The following is a 19,862-nucleotide window of genomic DNA, read 5'->3' as shown; positions in this document are numbered from 1 at the left end:
GGCCTGTCGATCGAATAATAATAACAACACTAATATTAATATGTATATGAAACAATTTCTACAAAAAAGTATGGTAACCAGATTACTTACCATTCTGATTGCCTTTTTTATGATCACTTCGATAGATGTGATAGCACAAACAACACACAGCGTTAGTTCTACTGACGGATGGAACACAGCAGTTTCTTCTTTACAAGAGAATGATATTATTCAACTTACTGCGGATGTTACGATGGGAAATATTCCTGCTAAAGCATGTACTATCACAAGCGACGATGGAACAAAGACACTCACGTACAGCAGTGATTTAGAAATGACTGCTCCTCTTACATTCAAAAGTATAAAGTTAAATATGTCGTGCATTTATGCAAATGGATATGCGCTTGTATTTGATGAGGATGTTGATTGTGTTGGTACATATGGCGAAAATATCACAGGACTGAGAAATATCTGGGGTGGAAGTAAAACCGGATCAGTAGCCAGTACCTCTGTTGTCCTCAAAAGCGGAACTTTCGGTTGGGTATATGCAGGAGGTAATCAAGGTGCTGTTGACGGAGAAGCCAAAGTGGAACTATCGGGTAGCGTAAAAATGAATGGAACTGTCTTTGGAGGAGGAGATGCCGCCTCTGCGACTTGCGGTAGTACACATGTTGAGATTTCCGGAGGGACATACGGTTTTATTAATGGTGGGGGCTATGAAGGAAACGTCACCGGAGAATGTTATCTTAAAATTTCAGGAGATCCAACCATTGTAGGAAATGTTTTCGGAGGTAGCAACCAACCGGGAACAACCGTAGGAAGTACACGTGTAGAAATATCCGGAGGAACATTTAAAGATCCTGATCTGAATACAGTATATGGTACTATCCTTGCCGGGGGCTATGGTTGTACGGTAACAGGCAATACCTATTTGAAAGCTACCGGCGGTACGATCGGGACTCTGTACGGTGGTTGCTCGACAGGCACAGTGAATGGTGCTACCTATGTGGAAGTAGACGGAGCAACGATGGATGGTGGAACTGTCGATGGGAATCCTAATTCTGCAACTGTTTATGGCGGAGGACGAGGTGTTGTATCGCAGGATGATTGCGGAAATGTCGGTTCAACTAAGGTCGTGATAAAAAATATAGGAGGAAACCGCGAAGATTTAATTGTATTCGGCGGTGGATTATTCGGCAGTGTTACTACAAATACAGATGTAACTATTGAAGAAGGAAAGTTCCAACAGGTTTGGGGAAGTAGCTATGTTTCAAGTGGTAATGATTCTGAATATATAGGAAAAGTAGGCGGCAATGTCAATGTGCTGGTAAAAGGTGGAGAAATAGGAACATTGGGGGCTGCCAGAGATCAGGCCCCCGGACAACCAGTATATGTAACCGGAACAATGAACCTGACAATCGAAGGCGGAAAAATAACCGATGAGATTATGGCTGGTAATCACAAAAATGGCGAAGGTTACAAACCATGTACACTGACTATCCGTAATCAGGGAAATGCAAATGCGCCTTATGCTTTGCCTACTACTATAGCCATAACAGATATGGTACTCGATAACTCGACGGTAACCTATTTGCCTGTCCAGGAAATTCCTGGAAGTGGGCTGAGATTGAACAGTATTATTGTCGATAAGGATCATCCTATGACAATCAGCGGTAATGGCAAACTAGTCGGCGACAGAATCATTCTGGATAATTTTCAGACAGGAACTTCTTTGCCCGTTGACGTACCGCTGGTAACAGGCGATGAACAGTTGAAAGACGCTTCTTTTGTAGCTTATGAAGGTCTGGGTGACGGTACATCGACAGGAATATCCACGCTCCCTATCTATAAAGTAGGCGATACCTACCGGAAAACGGAAAAGACAGAAACAGGAGGAGATATCGTAAAAGCAAAAGTCGTAACTATCACCCAGCCTTCACACGGAAAACTGACTGTTAAATGGGTAGAAAACAACCGTGAGAATATATTGGATGATGGAGATCAGGTTCCAGCTGGTACAGAGCTTACATTATTATTGACACCGAATAGCGGCTATCAAGGCGGAAAGATTTACGTAGATGGCCAGCCATTAACCGGATCGACCTATACGGTAACTGATGATGTCACTTTCTCTGCCGACGATATTACGCAGACACCTGCCCCGGAGCCGGAGCCTGAACCGACAGTTTATCATACCGTCACACTCCCTGCCATTGAAGGAGCAATAACCGATCCCATAGCTGGCGATTATGATGTGGAAGCCTGGAGTAGTTTTCGTTTCTACCTGACATTGGATAAAGAATATGACCAATCAGAACCGGTGATCACTACCAACCGTGGCGAAACGATTCAGCCCCGTATAAGCGATGGCGCTTATATCATAAAATATGTTCGTCAACCGATTGTAATAAAGATCGACGGTGTGGTGAAAAACCCCGATCCGGTTGCCAACGAGACGATCAGTACTGACAGTATCAAGATTTATGCCACCAACGGCTATCTACACATACAGACCCCTCAACCGGAACAGATTCACATCTTCACCCCCGACGGGCGCCTGCTGAAAACTTTCCGGACTTCCGGCAATGAAGAACGGATAGCATTGCCGAAGGGTATCTACCTGATACGGGTAACAAATCAGTGTGTGAAAGTTGTTTTATAATAAAAGACAAACCTATAAAAAAGCCTCAGACCAAAGATCTGAGGCTTTTCTATTTATGAATAAATCGTTCTTATACCAATTTGTGAATAACCAGTCCCGAACGCAATTTCGGTTCGAACCAAGTTGTTTTGGGAGGCATGATATTACCGGTATCGGCTATATCCATCAACTGCTTCATGGTGACAGGATACAGGGCCAGAGCCACTTTCATTTCGCCACTGTCTACACGGCGCTTCAATTCGCCCAGACCACGGATACCGCCAACGAAGTCGATCCGCTTATCTGAACGGAGGTCTTTAATACCCAACACTTCATCCAGGATCAGGTTGGAAGAGATCGTCACGTCCAGTACACCGATCGGATCGTTGTCGTTGTATGTGCCCGGTTTTGCTGTCAGGGAATACCACTTACCGCCCAGGTAGAGGGAGAAGTTGTGCAGGCCTGCCGGTTGATAGATGTCCGCGCCTTTTTCTTCTACGGTAAAGTTAGCAGCTACTTTGGAGAGGAACTCTTCTTCCGTCAGTCCGTTCAGGTCTTTGACAACACGGTTATAGTCGATAATAGTCAACTGATTAGCCGGGAAACAAACAGCCATGAAGAAGTTATATTCTTCATCTCCGCGATGGTTCGGGTTCTGTTTGGCCTTCTCCGCTCCTACCAAAGCTGCCGCCGCCGAACGGTGATGACCGTCTGCTATGTATAAGGAAGGCATTGCCTCAAACAATTCGGTGATGCGGGCGATATCTTTCGCTTCGTCGATAATCCAGAAGGTATGACCGAAGCCGTCCAGCTCTGCCACGAAATCATATTCAGGCGCGTTGGCCGTATATTTTTTTACGATAGTATCCAGTTCGGGATTGTCGGGATAAGCGAAAAACACCGGTTCGATATTGGCATTGTTCACACGAACATGCTTCATACGGTCTTCTTCTTTATCACGACGGGTCAATTCATGTTTCTTGATGTTACCTTTCAGATAATCATCTACATAAGCACATACAACCAGACCATACTGTGTACGTCCGTTCATCGTCTGTGCATATACATAATATTGTTCCTTCTGATCCTGAACCAACCAGCCTTTCTCCTGAAACAACCGGAAGTTTTCAGCAGCCTTTTCATAAACAGCCGGATCATGTTCGTCTGTTCCTACCGGAAAATCTATTTCCGGCTTAATAATATGATATAATGACTTTTCGTTTCCTTTTGCTTCTTCACGTGCTTCTTCTGAATTCAATACATCATAAGGGCGTGAAGCGACTTCTTTTATTAAATCTTTCGGCGGACGGATGCCTTTAAAAGGTTTTATCTTTGCCATAATGTTGCGGATTTATTTATTAACTCTGAACTTCTCGTTACCATTCTGAATGAAATCCACGATTTGTTTTGCAGCAGCAATACCGGCATTGATATTTGCTTCGGCGGTCTGTGCACCCATCTTTTTAGGAGTAGCAAAGTAACGATCCGGATATTTGGCAGCCAGGTCTGCATCGATAGCAGGCTTGATATCTGTTATATACTTAAAGTCAGGACGTTCCTCCATCATCTTGGTCAAACCTGCTTCGTCAATCACTTCTTTACGGGCTGTATTGATAACAATAGCCCCTTTAGGCATAGAGTTCATCAATTTAAAATTGATAGAACCTTTTGTTTCAGCCGTTGCCGGGATATGAAGAGAAACGATCTGACAGTTTTTGAACAAGTCGGCAGTAGAAGCAACCGCTTTGACACCATCTTTTTCAATTACCTCTACCGGACAGAATGCATCATAAGCATATACATCCATACCAAATCCTTTGGCAATGCGGGCTACATTGCGTCCGACATTACCATAGGCCAGGATACCGAGCTTTTTACCCATCAGTTCTGTACCGGAAGTCCCGTTATAGAAATTTCTTACAGCATAAACCAGCATACCGAAAACAAGTTCAGCCACAGCATTGGAATTCTGTCCCGGAGTATTCATTACACATACATTATGAGCCGTAGCAGCAGCCAGGTCTACATTGTCGTAACCGGCACCGGCACGAACAACAATCTTCAGTTCTTTAGCAGCATCCAACACAGGAGCATCGATAATATCACTGCGGATAATAACTGCATTCGCATCTTTTACAGCATCCAGTAATTGGGCTTTGCCCGTATACTTTTCCAGAAGAGCCAGTTCGTAACCTGCAGCTTCCACCACTTCACGGATACCTTTCACTGCTATCGCAGCGAAAGGTTTATCTGTAGCAACTAATACCTTTGTCATGATTAATGCTGTTTTTCAAATTCTTTCATTGTAGCAACCAAAGCTTCCACGCTGGCTTTAGGCATCGCGTTATAAAGAGAAGCACGGAATCCGCCTACCGAACGGTGTCCTTTAATACCTACCATACCGGCGGCTGAGGCGAATTTACTGAATTCATCTTCCAGTTCTTTATATTCGTCGTTCATTACGAAACAAACGTTCATAATAGAACGGTCTTCTACAGCAGCAGTACCTTTAAATAATTTATTACGGTCAATTTCATCATAAAGGATAGCTGCTTTTTCAAGGTTCATCTTTTCGATAGCAGCCACACCGCCCAGTTCCTTATACCATTTCAATGTTTGCAGAGCAGCAAAAATAGGGAATACAGGAGGCGTATTGAACATAGAATCTTTCTTGATGTGCGTATTGTAATTCAACATTGTAGGGATGGCACGATCTACATGACCTAAAGCATCCGTACGTACAATAGCCAATGTTACACCTGCAGGAGCCAGGTTCTTCTGCGCACCAGCATAAATAATATCATATTTGGATATATCGATCGGACGGGAGAAAATGTCAGAAGACATATCAGATACCAAACGAACCTTCATATCCGGATCGTAACGCATTTCCGTACCATAGATCGTATTATTGGATGTAAAATGGAAATAATCCGAATCTTCAGCAACCTGATAACCTTTCGGGATAAAAGTATAGTTTGCATCTTTTGAAGAAGCAACAACGTCTACTTCTCCGAACAACTTAGCTTCTTTAATCGCATTAGAGGCCCATGTTCCCGTATCCAGATAAGAAGCTTTCTTATTCAGCAAGTTGAAAGGAACCATACAAAACTGCATGCTGGCACCACCGCCCAGAAATACAACCTCGTAACCGGCCGGAACATCCAAGAGTTCTTTAATCAATGCTCTGGCTTCGTCGTTTACTGCAACAAATTCTTTACCTCTATGAGATACTTCAAGAATCGATAACCCTGTACCTGCGAAATTTTCAACAGCTGCTGCTGCATTTTTAATCGTGTATTCGCTCAGAATAGAAGGTCCTGCAGAAAAATTGTGCTTCTTCATATCAATTTCTTTTTAATGTTATATATTATTTAAGTAACGTGTTTTTTTAAAACAGGCGGCTAATGTACGAATTTAATTGAAACAGAGAAATCAAAAGTCATAAATTATTAGCAAAAAGCCACATTTACTTCTTTAATAACATCTTTTATTCAGCCGTTTCTCCTTTTTCAATTATCTATTGTCAATTATCAGAACCGATCTCCCCAGAGTTTCTTCATCTGCTCGACCAGTTTCTGTTCTGCCGGATTATTCTGCCCTTTCCAGAAGCGTTGATTAAGCACTTCTTTGGGTAAATACTCCTGTTTAACAAAGTTGTCTTTATAATCATGTGCATATTTATATTCCTTTCCGTAATCCAGTTCTTTCATCAAAGCTGTCGGTGCATTCCGCAGATGAAGCGGGACAGGCAAGTTACCGGTACGTTCCACCAATGCGAGCGCATCGTTTATAGCCATATAAGCCGAATTACTTTTAGGACTACTAGCCAGATAAACAGTCGTCTCCGCCAAGATGATCCGTCCTTCAGGCCAACCGATTTTCTTCAATGCATCAAAACATGCATTTGCTAATAACAGGGCATTCGGATTAGCCAGGCCAATATCTTCGGCTGCTGAAATCACAAGCCGACGGGCGATAAACTCCGGATCCTCCCCTCCTGCCACCATGCGGGCCAGCCAATAAATAGCACCGTCAGGATCACTTCCCCGAATCGATTTGATAAAAGCTGAAATTATATCATAATGCATTTCACCGCCTTTATCATAAGCAGCCGGATTCTCCTGCAAACGCTCTACAACCCTTTCGTCGGTTATTTCTATTTTATCCGTCTCTTCGGCAGAGACAACCAACTCCAGGATATTCAGAAGCTTTCTGGCATCACCACCGGAATAGCGCAACATGGCATCCGTTTCTTTCAACTGGATATCTTTCTCCTTCAGTATAATGTCTTCTTTGACTGCTTTATTCAATAATGTAAGCAAATCGCTTTTATCCAGCGACTTCAGAACATATACTTGACATCTGGATAATAACGGACGAATAACTTCAAAAGAAGGATTCTCCGTCGTTGCTCCAATCAACGTTACAACTCCCGTTTCTACAGCATTCAACAAAGAATCCTGCTGGGATTTACTGAAACGATGTATTTCATCAATAAATAAAATCGGAGATACAGTATTGAAAAAGCGATTTCCTTTTGCTTTTTCAATTACATCACGTACATCCTTCACCCCCGAACTGATAGCACTCAAAGTATAGAAAGGAGCTTCCAGTTTATTGGAAATGATTTGTGCCAATGTCGTCTTCCCCACTCCCGGAGGTCCCCAAAGAATAAATGAGGGTATACGTCCTGCATCAATCATTTTCCTTAATACAGCTCCTTGTCCGACAAGGTGTTTTTGTCCGATATAATCATCCAACGTCTTTGGACGTAATCTTTCTGCTAAAGGTTGACTCATCATGCAGACAAAAGTCGGATATTTTATTTACTTTTCAAAGCATAAATACCGTAAAAATATCAAGGAATTCTAATGTTTGAAAGCAGTATTTTATAACAAAAAGCAAGACACACCACATACACACCAGGAAAACCAGAGGTATAGTGTATCATTTTGTCAGCACACATTAGAGAACACAGAAAAATTCATAGTACATTTCCTACGTTCCCTAATGCCATTTTCGTATAATTATTTAATGCCTGTCAGACTGGAAAGATCACGCACAACCGTCATATCCATAATATTACTATATATTTCTGTTGTTCGTACGCTTTTATGCCCCAGAAGTTTCTGCACAGTTGTAATATTTGCTCCATTATATAACAATAATGTAGCATTTGTATGTCTGGCTGTGTGGAATGAAACCTTCTTGTCTATATGAGCCATCTTACAAATCCGGCGAAGTTGCTTATTCACATTCGAATTTGAAGAGGCTGGCATATCAAACAAGGTCCACGGATTATTCTTATACCGCTCATAGATCGGTAGCGACTTTCCATCAAACAACAAAAACAAAGGTAAACGTACATTTACATCAGTCTTAATAGAAGAGTAGATCAACCATATTTTATCTTCTATACAAAGAAAATTTTCTCTTGTTATATTCACTATATCCGAAAAACGAAGTCCGGTATAACAACTAAACAGAAACATATCCAAAGTCCGCTGAAGCGTACGACGTCCTTTTAGGTTAAGCCCCTCCAATTGCTCCAGCTCTTCCGGAGTAAGATGAGATCTTTTACTTTCCATATATTTGATCTTGTATTTACGGAAAGGATACCGGTGTAAATCGAACAAATCTTTATTGATAGCCAGATTGATATAACGCTTCAGATGCTTCATATGTTTAGCGATCGTATTCCGGTGATACTTATGTACCAACAGAAAATGCTCAAAATCGCAAAGAAAATTATAACTTAAGTCGTTAAAACTAACTTCCGTCTGGTAAGATGAAAGAACCTGCAATGTTGAAAAATGATTTTTCATTGTTGACGGTTTCAGATTACTCTGTTTAATCTCATTTAGCATAAACAGAGAAAAAGAAGTCTGACCAGCCTCAGGTTTCTCTTTCAGATCATTCAAAGAAAATTCCTTGCCACTATGGACTATTTCAAGCTCCAGTTGTTCTAATTCCGCAACAAAATTAGACAGATACTGATTCAGAGACTCCATATTTGGATGATTCTTTACAGCTTTTCTCTTTGCGTCCCACTGATAAGGCTTAATATAAACCTTTGTTGAAAAATACTTCTTCTGCTTGTTCAAATAGGCCTCTACCTGAATCAAAGCTTTCCCTTCTGAGTTTAACAGTTTCTTACGGTTAAACACCAAGTTGTAAATTACTTTTTCCATGATATATATTTTATTTTCTGAATGAAACACGAAGGAACGATAATAAGTTCTTTCTTTCGTATAAGACAAACTAAAAGTTTGTTATCACATATTTACCGGAGTTCCGACAAAATTAGACATAATACTCCGACCTACCTTAAAAAACAACCGATTCTGATGCTACTGTTCTTCTTTTCGGTTACAAAGATAAAAGAGACTTACCAATCATAAAAAACAAAAAACAAGAAGAGACTACCCAAAAAGGAAACTAAAATTCACAAAAAACGTAATTGGTTCAGAAAGTGAAACATAGAAAAGTTATTTTTTTTGTGATAGAAAGAAAAAAATATAGAAAGTACCATTTAGCGCACCAATCATCTGGCGTATAATAATAATAAGAGCCATCACTATAGCCTTATGAATTCATTAACTGGAAAATAAGAAGGCTTTTTCCAACACGGCGTTGTCCGGTCAGAACCTTTATCATCTGCGTATTTACAAATAGCTTGATTCGATCGAGGTACAACTCTCTTTTATAAAATTCCGGAGTTCTCATTTTATTACTTATAAGTAAAACTTCTTACAAAGATGTCAGTTTTATTCCTTATAAGAAATAGAAATAACAGAATATATGTACTTAATAGTATTAAACTTTATCTCTGTGGTAGTATTAGATTGGAGTAATAATGTTTATAAAGGAAGAAATGACCTTTTTGATTTAAGAAAAGCTGATAAAATCAAGCCCTGGAAAAAGTTTTCTCAGGGCTTGACATTATATAATTAATAATTCGGATTCTGTTGCAATTTACCACCAGAGACATTTATCTCTGTCATCGGCATAGGCAAAATAGTACGATAATCGTCTGCCTTTATTTCTCCAGCAAATTTATTTTTTACGGACTTACCATTTCTCCAATAATCCCAAGATGTATGTCCTTCCGCAAATAATTCAAGACGTCTTTCCATTAGGATATCATCTATTGTAACAGATGCCACATCGACATAATCTGTGATACGGTTTTTACGAAGAATATTTATATACTGAGCAGCAGCTCCCGCATCTCCATTCTTCAACGCGCATTCTGCAGCAATCAGATAAATCTCAGACAATCGGATCACTTTAGGATTGTTGACATAGATTTGTCCGTCACGTCCCTTATACTTCTGAGGATAGAAGCCTTTATAACCATTATCTGTCTCTTCTGCTACAAGTTGAGTTCTGATATCATTCGGACGAGCATCCAATTCTGCTTTGAAGCTTTCAGTAAATGCACATTCTCCATACCCTTTGGCATGAGTATAGTAACCAAGAGAGTTACGTTGAGCATTATAAATAGAAGTTGTCAGTATTTCAAACATAGCTTCATTTGTTCCTTCTTTATCCCATGCAGAAACATATTCCTCTATTGAATACAGCTTATAAGGAGAAGAAGCAATGATCTCTTTACAATCATTCAACGCTTCAGCATATTTTCCTAAATACAGATAAGCACGTGCACGAATACCCAGAGCAGACCAATAGTTTATATGCCCCTGATTCTTGTCCTTTGTCAAAAGAGGAAGCGCTGTGTTTAAATCATTAACAATAAGGTCGTAAGTAGCCTGTAATGTAGCTCTTTCGCCGATATAATCGGTTTCAAACACTTTGTCAGACAAGACAATACCTAAACCATTCATATCCCCTGCGGTAGGTAATTTGGCAAACATACGTGCCAGGTCAAAATGATATAAAGCACGCATTGCATACAATTCTCCCTGAAGGTTTGCAATGTCACCTTCCAGATTTTCAGATGCAGCCAGAACGCTGTTAATTCTTGCCAGAGATACATAGAATACTTTATAAAAGCTAAAAACTAACGAATGGTTTTTATCCAGTTGATACCGATACATCGGTCCTGCATGATTCACATCGGAAATTGATTGAAAATCGCTTCCACGCAAATCTGCGAACAAAGAAAAATCACCACCATAAGATCCAACTTCCGTAGCCTGATCCGCATAAACACCATTTACGGCATTCTGTAAATCATCTACTGAAGTAATAGCTTCATCTACCGGTAAGCTTGTTCCCGGAGTTTTTTCCAGGACATCGTTACAAGCTGCGGTCAACAGCATAAATGCTAAACTAACCAAATATATTTTTTTCATATTCATTATCTGTTTTACTTAGATTATAAAGTGATATTTACACCAAAGACAAAACTCTTGGTTGGAGGTGTATCCACCTGACGATAACCATTCAGTGGGACATCAGGATCAACACGATCACATTTAGACCAGATCATAAACGGATTGTTTGCACGGAAATAAACTCTCAGGTTATTGAAAATATTTTTCCAAACCGGAAGATTATAACCCAATGTTATCTCGCGCATACGGATATTGTCAGAAGATACGATTGTTCTGCTTGAAAAACGATCCGTACGATAAGGATTTGCATAAATAGGTTTCGGATAGTCCACTACATCACCCGGATTTTTCCAATAGTTTCCGGCAACATCGTTTTCTATATTAAATGAACCTAAACGGAATCCGTCATGATGGAAGAAATATCCTGGATAATCGAACATATCGCCACCAAACTGATAAGTGATCAGGAAAGATAAATCAAAATCACGATATTTGAACGTATTGGTCAAACCTCCGATTACATCAGGAATAGCTTTACCAACTACACCTTTACCTGCTTCCGAATAATAATTGACAACACCCTGACTGTGATCTTCAGGATCTTTCCAGAATTCGCCTAAGCCAGTTTCAGGGTTAACCCCTTTCCACTCCGGCAAATAGAATGTATACATCGATTCGCCTTCACGGTGCAGATACATTTCACCATCTCCGTATTGAATATCTTTTCCTTCCGGAAGTTTATTGATCTTAACCTGCTGATAAGTCAGGTTGAAGTTTGTATCCCATGAGAAATCATGTTTTTTGATGTTTTGGGAATTGACTTCTATTTCAAGCCCTGTGTTTTTCAACTCACCTAAATTCTGCCAGTTGTTTTCAAAACCGGTAACAATAGATGCCGGTACTTCAAACAAAAGGTCTGTTGTCTTTTTATTATAATATTCAACAGTCAGATTTACACGTTGATACATATTCCAATCCAAGCCGATATTGAAGTTCTGAGATTTTTCCCAACCCAATTTACTATTACCAGCCTGACTCCAATAAATAGCAGAGGAAGGACCATATCCGGAACTGAATGAATACAAAGCCAGATTTGCATAATAATCACTAGGCAAGTTACCATTCGTACCATAAGAAAGACGTAACTTCAAATCGGAAAACAAATCGTTATCTTTCAGGAAATCTTTATTTATTCTCCAAGCACCTGATACTGACCAGAAATTAGCCCAACGATTATCTGCACCCAAACGAGAAGAACCATCACGACGGAAGCTGGCCGACAGATAATATTTGTTGTCGTAATTATAGTTTGCTGTTGCCAGATAAGAAACCAAACCTGATTCATATACATTACTGTAAGCATTGTCTGGCTGACCATTACCCAACTCCGGTAATTTATCTGTCGAATACTGTTTAGCAGTAGCAATTATATTGGTCAACTGCTGATTTTCAACTTCAAAACCGCCCAATACATCAAATGAATGTACATCATTCCACAGATTGGCATATCTCAATGTAGAAGAACTGGTCAAGTTTCGGTTTTCATAATTATAGCGGGAACCTAACCCTTTTACCGATTCTCCATCCACACTTGTCGGACTCCAATACTCAAAGTGTTTCGTATCAATGAAATCATAACCAAAAATGCTTTTGAAAGAAACCTTATCAGAAAATTTCACCTGCACATCTGCATTAGTTAAACTACGCATCGTCTTAGACTTGATCCACTGTTCTTCACCAAGCATTAAATGAGGATTAGAGGCTGCTCCCCAACATGCATTCTCATTATATGATCCGTTAGGATTTTTCACCGGTGCGGTAGGATCAGCAGAAAATATCAGGCTAAGAGGAGAAGATGTACCGATTCCCTGATCCTGACTACCCTGGTCACGACCACCGGTTTGTTTTGAATAAGCGATAGACTGTTTTACACCAAAACTCAACCAGTTATTTACCTGATGGTCCAGATTTAAACGACCACTTAAACGGTCAAAATCCGTGCCAATTACAATACCTTCTGACTTGTTGTAACCAAATCCTACATAAAATTGTGTTTTATCAGCACCACCACTGATAGCCACCTGATGATCCTGGGTCAAAGCTGTACGATAAACCTCATCTCTCCAGTTAGTATTTGTTTTACCGGAAGGATCGTTGAAGAAAGAAGCCATATCGCCTTCTGAATCGATAAGAGCATAAGCTTCTTCACGATTGCCAGCATCACCATTCAATATGTAATAGTTTGCAATAGCTTCTTTTCCATATTCGAGTATCTGGCTGGCATTCATTGGAACAAACTGTTTTACAGCCATGTTCGACCATCCTACTTCACCGGTATAAGAAACTTTCGTTTTACCTTTTTTACCTGATTTAGTAGTAATGATAATTACGCCATTAGCGGCACGAGATCCATACAGAGAAGCAGCAGCAGCATCTTTTAATACTGTCATGTTCTCGATATCTTCCGGATTCAGTGAGCTAAGGATGCTGGAAGTCTTACCATAATAACTCATATCGCTGTCATTTTTAACAGGAACACCGTCGATTACGTACAGCGGAGACTTCGAAGCACTGATAGACCCTACACCACGAATATTGATTTCGCCAGGAGAACCCGGGTCACCAGTAGTAGTAGTAACACGTACACCTGTCAATTTACCAGCTAATGCTTTGTCTAACGATTCTTTAGATCCCGATACGATTTCTTCCGAACTAACGGCTTTCGCAGAACCTGTAAAAGAGGCCTTTTTAGCAATACCATAAGCAACAACCATTACTTCATCCAGAGCTTGACTAGAGGTATTCAACAACACTCTAATCTGAGGCTTAACAGAGACCTCTTGGCTTTCCATACCTACATAAGAAATTACCAGAGTCTTTGCAGAACTTGGTACATCCAATGAGAACGCACCATTAAAATCAGTCACTGTACCGACCATTGTACCTTTTACAACAATCGATGCACCAATAATTGGCTCATTATCATCCGCCGAAATAACAGAACCTGTTATCTTCGTCGTCTGAGCAGTCGCCACCCCAATGCCTAGTACCAGGCAGAATAAAAGATAAGTCAACTTTTTCATAGACACACTTTTTTATTTAACTTATAAATAACTAATTTGCACTATATTGTGAATATTTTGCCGAAACCTATTATAAAACACACCAGAGAGACCGCAAATGTAATAATAAATTTATTATAACAACAAATAACTAACAGTTTTTTACAAAAAACAAACTGTTAATTAACAGAATAGCCCGTAAAATGAACAGTTTCGGATAACTCAAGTATTAGGATAAATTAAAATCGGATCAATTGAGGATTTAAAATTTTCTATTTTTAACCCGATCTGATTCACACTTTTTGAATGGTCTTTCCCCCTCTGAAAAACATAGGGTCTTACCAGGGTAGAAAATGCTCCGCTATTTTTTGTGATTTTGAGACGTAAAACGAATACTTAATGAATTTCAAAACGCGATAGAATTTCGTGAAAAATATCCGGAGAATAAAATTGAAACATGAAAAAGGACTCTAATTTAGTCGTAATATCTTACTCTATAAATTATATATGAAATAGATACAAATAATACCCAAATAGGAATTTTATCATATTCGCTTTTTTCCAATTCCTTGAAACTAAAACCGTCGGTATTCAAATTACTAAGTTCTGCAAAGACTAAATCACGTCTTAATTAATTCCAAAATAAAGATTTAATCATTTGAATATATTGCACTTATCTACGTGTTGCAAATTCTATTCGTTTAATAAATAATGTGTGTTTATGATGAAAAAGTTCACTTTTATTCTGCTGTACCTTTTAGTGGGTATATGCACAGTGGTTGCTCAAAGCACAAAAGTAGCAGGAACTGTTACTTCTGCTGACGATGGGCTACCGGTTATCGGGGCATCAATCGTTGTTAAAGGAACAATGGTTGGTACAGTAACAGATTATGACGGTAATTTCTCCCTGGAAGTTCCTGCAAATAGTAAAACATTGATTATTTCTTATGTCGGTATGCTGACGCAGGAAGTACCAGTTGGACCGAATATCAATGCTATACTCAAATCAGATACCCAAAACATTGATGAAATAGTTGTCACTGCTATGGGTATCTCTAAAGAGAAGAAAGCATTAGGATATGCAGTACAGGATGTAAAAGGAGATCAGTTGACGCAAGCTGCCAATACAAATCTGGCAGGCGCGCTGCAAGGAAAGGTATCAGGTATCGATATCGCCCCTTCTTCCGGTATGCCGGGAGCTTCTTCTAAAATCACAATTCGCGGTTCACGCTCTTTTACTGGTGATAATACTCCTCTCTATGTAATCGACGGTATGCCGGTTGCATCTACAGCGGATGTGGATACCGATGTGATGAATAATGGTAGTGTCAGTGGTGCTGACTTTGCAAATCGCGCAGTGGATATAGACCCGAATGATATCGAAAGTATCAACATACTGAAAGGTCAGGCTGCATCCGCTTTGTACGGTATGCGTGCATCCAATGGTGTAATTGTTATTACGACCAAAAGTGGAAAAGGTGCAAGAAAGGGGAAACCGTCTATAACTTTCAATACAAATCTTTCTTTTGATGTCGTATCTACATTACCAGAGTTGCAGCAGGAGTTTGCACAGGGTACTAATGGTAGTTTTAATCCTTATTCCGGATTTAGCTGGGGACCTAAAATATCAGAACTGGCTAACGATCCGACTTACGGTGGTAATGTAAACAATAGCTACACGGCAGGCGGTTTGCATCAGGGGCAGTATTATGTTCCCCAGCGTGCAGCAGCCGGATTAGACCCATGGGCTACTCCGCAAGCTTATAACAATGCAAAAGATTTCTATAACACAGGCGTTACCTGGAGTAATTCAGTAAATGTTGCACAGTCTTTTGACAAAGGTAATTACTCTTTTTCTTTGGGTAATACTACTTCAAGCGGTATTGTTCCTTCAACGGGAATGGATCGCTACAATGTAAAAATGTCGGCTGAAGCCCAGTTGCATGAGAACTGGACAACTGGTTTTAACGGGAACTTCGTAACATCAAAAATCCGCAAACAATCCGGGGCCAATGATGGGGTTACGGCTACGGTCTATACCGCACCTATCAGTTACAACATGGCTGGGATTCCTGCTCATATAGAAGGAGATCCATATACCCAAAATACTTTCCGTGAAAACTGGATCGACGATGCGAACTGGGCTTGTGCAAACAATAAGTTCACGGAACGCTCTCAACGTTTCTTCGGGAATGCTTTTTTGAAGTATTCTACGAAATTCAATACGGAAAATCATAAGTTGGATATTAAATATCAACTGGGGGACGATGCCTATACCACCAATTATTCTGATGTTTTCGGTTATGGTAGTACCTCATACGGAACTGGTATGATTGCTGAATATCATTATACGATCAATGAATTAAACTCTCTCTTAACAGCCGCTTATACATGGAATATCAATGACGAACTTGTATTCGATGCATTGATCGGTAACGAGTTGGTTGAGAAAAGAGTGAAATATACTTATGCAGATGGTATGAACTTTAACTTTCCGGGATGGAATCATTTGAATAATGCCTCTGTTTACAGCAGTGAAGACAAATATACACGTAAACGTACGGTTGGTAATTTTGCCAGTATGTCATTAGCATGGAGAAACATGCTATATCTGAATGTTACGGGACGTAATGATATTGTTTCATCCATGCCGCGCGATAACCGTTCATTCTTTTATCCGTCGGTATCAGCCGGTTGGGTATTTACAGAACTTGATCCACTGAAAAATAATATCCTGACATTTGGTAAGTTACGTGCTTCATATGCTGAAGTAGGTATGGCAGGAAACTATATTCCTACTTATTATTATACTCCCGGCTACGGTGGTGGATTCTTTAACGGGACACCGATCGCTTACCCGATGGGCGGTGTAATGTCTTATATCCCTTATTACATTGTATATGACCCGAATCTGAAACCTCAGAATACCAAATCGTACGAATTAGGTGCAGATTTGACATTCCTGAACGGCTTGGTTTCATTAAACTATACATATTCACGCCAAAATGTAAAAGACCAAATCTTTGAAGTGCCTTTGGCAGGTTCGACAGGTTCAAGCAGCATGATGATGAATGGTGGTAAAATGCACACGAACGTACATGAGTTTACGCTTGGCTTCTCACCAGTAGACACGAGAAACTTTAAACTAGACTTCGCTTTCAATTTCTCGAAAATAGATAACTATGTTGACGAACTGGCTCCGGGTGTGGAAAGTATCTATCTGGGAGGTTTCGTAACTCCTCAGGTACGTGCAGGTATTGGTGATAAATTCCCTGTAATTTACGGTACTTCGTATCTGCGTAACGAAGCAGGACAGATTGTAGTTGACGAGAAAGGTATGCCGCAGGTGGGCGATTCACGTGTGATAGGATCTGTATCTCCGGATTTCCATTTAGGCTTTAATACGAATATAGAACTTTATAAGTTCCGTTTATCCGCTGTATTAGACTGGAAACAGGGAGGACAGATCTATTGCGGTACAGCTGGAGAACAGCATTTCTATGGCGTTACAAAATTATCGGCAGATGCGCGTAAAAACGATTTCATGTTCGACCAGGATGCAGTAAAAGTTACCGGAAAAGATGCAAACGGCAATCCTACTTATGCACCTAATGACATTGTAATCAGCAAAGAGGATGCACAGAGTTATTATGCAACCCGCAGAGGTATCAATGAATCATATGTATATGACAATTCATTCATCAAATTGCGTGAGATAGCGTTGAGTTATCCGGTTTTTGAAAGAAGCTGGCTGAATGTGAACGTAAATGTATTTGCCCGTAACATTATTGTGTGGTCGGAATTGGACGGGTTTGATCCGGAGGCTACACAGGGTAATAACAACATGACAGGGGCTTTCGAACGTTTCTCTTTACCGGGAACGGCAAGTTATGGTTTTGGTGTGAATGTGAAATTCTAATTAGTTAAGGTATAGAAATATGAGAACAATATTAAATACAATGAAAGGTGTCTTTGCCCTATCTCTTTTCTCGGCTTGCCTTGTCGGGTGCTCGGAAGATAAAATGGATGACATAAACAAAGATACGAACCATACGAACAGTGTGGATGCCAAATTTATTTTGACGGATGTAATTACATCCACTGCTTTTTCAAATGTCAGCGGTGATTTTAACACATATGGTTCTGCTTATGTAGAATACGAAACTGGTGTCGATAACCAGTTGTATAATGCAGAGATACGTTTGAATGAACCGACTGCCGCTTCTACTTTCAACAATGTTTGGGCCGGAGTATATACCACATTGAAAAATGCACGTATCGCTATAGGGCAATGTGAAGAAGGTATGCGTGACGAAGGGAATGATATAACTAAGGGAATCGCCTTGGTTTTAGCGGCTTATAATGGTGCTCTCCTGGCTGATATGTTCGGAGATGCTCCTTTTAGTGAGGCTGCACTTATCGACGAAAACGGTGCACCGGTTTATATGAATCCTAAAATCGATAAACAGGAAGATATTTACAAAACCGTTATGCAGGAATTGGACGATGCAATCGCTAGCCTGCAGGGATCAGACAGATCTCCGATATCTTCTTACGACTTGATCTATAAAGGGAATGCAGCTAATTGGATGAAGCTGGCTTATGGATTAAAAGCTCGTTATACAATGCGCCTAATGAATCGTTCCGGCGATGTAAACGGAGATATGACGAAAGTGTTGGAATATGTATCTAAATCGTTTGCTTCTGCTGCGGAACAAGCTGAATTTGCGATTTATGACAATAACAATATCAACCCGTATTATGGATTCAATAACGACCGTGCCGGTCTTGTTTCCAGTCAAAGCATGGGAGAAAAACTGATCGAACGCCAGGATCCCCGCTTGCAACGTGGTTTATTGACACCTTCATCAGTTGGTAAAGTCAGGAGCAATATTACGGGTGCAAACGACTTGAATTATGTTCCTGCTCCAAACGGTTCGCCGGAGCAAAATATGCAGAAATACAGCGTATCTACATTTTATTATGCAAGTACGGCTCCTTCTATTTTGATGAGCTATCACGAACTTAAATTCCTTGAGGCCGAAGCATTATGCCGATTAAATCGTGCGTCTGAAGCCGAAGCTGTTTTAAAAGAAGCTGTTGTTGCGGGTATTGCCAATGCAGAAAGAAGCATTGAATCTGCTATTGAAACACTGGGAGAGGGCATCAATGTGACAGCCGAGGCCATCACGGAAGATGCGGCTAAAGCCTATTTTGATAGTAAAGTCACCCCCTTGTTTACTGCTAATCCTTTGAAAGAAACCATGATACAAAAGTATCTGGCATTGTGGGGTGCTTCGGGTGAAGCTACAGAAACGTTCAGTGATATCCGTCGCTTGATGGCCTTGAATGAAAACTTCATTGCGTTGAAAAATCCGGGAAAGTATCCTTTACGTTGTCCGTACGGGAATAGCGATACGACCACTAACCCAGAGGTGAAAGCTGCTTATGGAGATGGTAATTATGTTTACACTGAACCCGTTTGGTGGGCAGGCGGAAGCCGTTGAAAATAAAAAATAACACATTTCAGAACAGGGTGTATCGTCAATTACGATACATCCTGTTTTTTTATTGTTTCACTTTACTTTTATTCCTTTGTTTATGAACTACTTATTGCTTTATTTATTATATTGGAAGCTGGTAAAATCTGCGGCTGATAATTATCGGCCGTATGGTTGATAATTGTGAGCCAAACGGTTGACAATTATCAGTCGCTTGGTTCATAGTTATCAACCACTGATTAGTCGCGATACTCAGGGCAAACGCATTAGAAAATGCAAAGACAATCAAGAAGTCTCAAAAAATCAAAGATAAGCCTTCATAAAGGAGAATAAAAAGTTCGTTATTATTAGAAAAAGTTCGAAATTCGTGTCTTAA

General features: G+C 40.1%; 10 protein-coding genes. 3 read left to right on the top strand and 7 right to left on the bottom strand.

Annotation, left to right across the window (positions count from 1 at the left end; genetic code table 11):
* The first annotated feature begins 46 nt into the window (after positions 1-46).
* On the top strand, positions 47-2,641 hold the full coding sequence (locus QZ076_RS10175; protein ID WP_293713047.1) for a DUF6383 domain-containing protein: 2,595 nt from the start codon (positions 47-49) through the stop codon (positions 2,639-2,641).
* Positions 2,642-2,711: 70 nt separating this feature from the next.
* On the opposite strand, the gene QZ076_RS10170 is transcribed toward QZ076_RS10175, so the two are convergent.
* The 7 genes from QZ076_RS10170 to QZ076_RS10140 form a co-directional block, all read right to left on the bottom strand.
* A complete protein-coding gene (locus tag QZ076_RS10170; RefSeq protein WP_293713045.1) occupies positions 2,712-3,959 on the bottom strand; it encodes a DUF1015 domain-containing protein in 1,248 nt (415 codons plus the stop codon).
* 12 nt (positions 3,960-3,971) lie between these two features.
* Positions 3,972-4,895 carry an NAD(P)-dependent oxidoreductase gene (locus QZ076_RS10165; protein ID WP_293713043.1) on the bottom strand — a complete coding sequence of 308 codons (924 nt, stop codon included), beginning with the start codon at positions 4,893-4,895 and terminating at the stop codon, positions 3,972-3,974.
* 2 nt (positions 4,896-4,897) lie between these two features.
* Positions 4,898-5,965 (bottom strand): 3-phosphoserine/phosphohydroxythreonine transaminase, encoded by a 1,068-nt coding sequence (gene serC / locus QZ076_RS10160; protein WP_075556807.1) that lies wholly within the window; start codon positions 5,963-5,965, stop codon positions 4,898-4,900.
* Between the two features lie 188 nt (positions 5,966-6,153).
* A complete protein-coding gene (locus tag QZ076_RS10155; protein WP_075556808.1) occupies positions 6,154-7,425 on the bottom strand; it encodes a replication-associated recombination protein A in 1,272 nt (423 codons plus the stop codon).
* Positions 7,426-7,650: 225 nt separating this feature from the next.
* The gene (locus tag QZ076_RS10150) at positions 7,651-8,814 is read right to left on the bottom strand and encodes a site-specific integrase (protein WP_293713039.1); all 1,164 of its coding nucleotides are present in this window, start codon (positions 8,812-8,814) and stop codon (positions 7,651-7,653) included.
* A 759-nt stretch (positions 8,815-9,573) separates the two neighbouring features.
* Positions 9,574-10,941: a RagB/SusD family nutrient uptake outer membrane protein gene (locus QZ076_RS10145; RefSeq protein ID WP_293713037.1), complete on the bottom strand. Its 1,368-nt coding sequence runs from the start codon at positions 10,939-10,941 to the stop codon at positions 9,574-9,576.
* Between the two features lie 23 nt (positions 10,942-10,964).
* Positions 10,965-14,006 carry a TonB-dependent receptor gene (locus QZ076_RS10140; protein ID WP_293713035.1) on the bottom strand — a complete coding sequence of 1,014 codons (3,042 nt, stop codon included), beginning with the start codon at positions 14,004-14,006 and terminating at the stop codon, positions 10,965-10,967.
* Positions 14,007-14,706: 700 nt separating this feature from the next.
* Between QZ076_RS10140 and QZ076_RS10135 the strand changes: the two genes are divergently transcribed.
* Together QZ076_RS10135 and QZ076_RS10130 are read left to right on the top strand one after the other, a co-directional pair.
* Positions 14,707-17,904, top strand: a complete 3,198-nt coding sequence (locus QZ076_RS10135; RefSeq protein ID WP_293713033.1) for a SusC/RagA family TonB-linked outer membrane protein — start codon at positions 14,707-14,709, stop codon at positions 17,902-17,904.
* A gap of 19 nt (positions 17,905-17,923) precedes the next feature.
* Positions 17,924-19,492: a SusD/RagB family nutrient-binding outer membrane lipoprotein gene (locus QZ076_RS10130; protein ID WP_293713030.1), complete on the top strand. Its 1,569-nt coding sequence runs from the start codon at positions 17,924-17,926 to the stop codon at positions 19,490-19,492.
* The last annotated feature ends 370 nt before the right edge of the window (positions 19,493-19,862 follow it).

It is taken from the genome of uncultured Parabacteroides sp. (assembly GCF_905196875.1).
Taxonomy (GTDB): Bacteria; Bacteroidota; Bacteroidia; order Bacteroidales; family Tannerellaceae; genus Parabacteroides.
The sequence above is the reverse complement of the archived record's forward strand: the minus strand, read 5'-3'. Positions and strand labels throughout refer to the sequence as shown.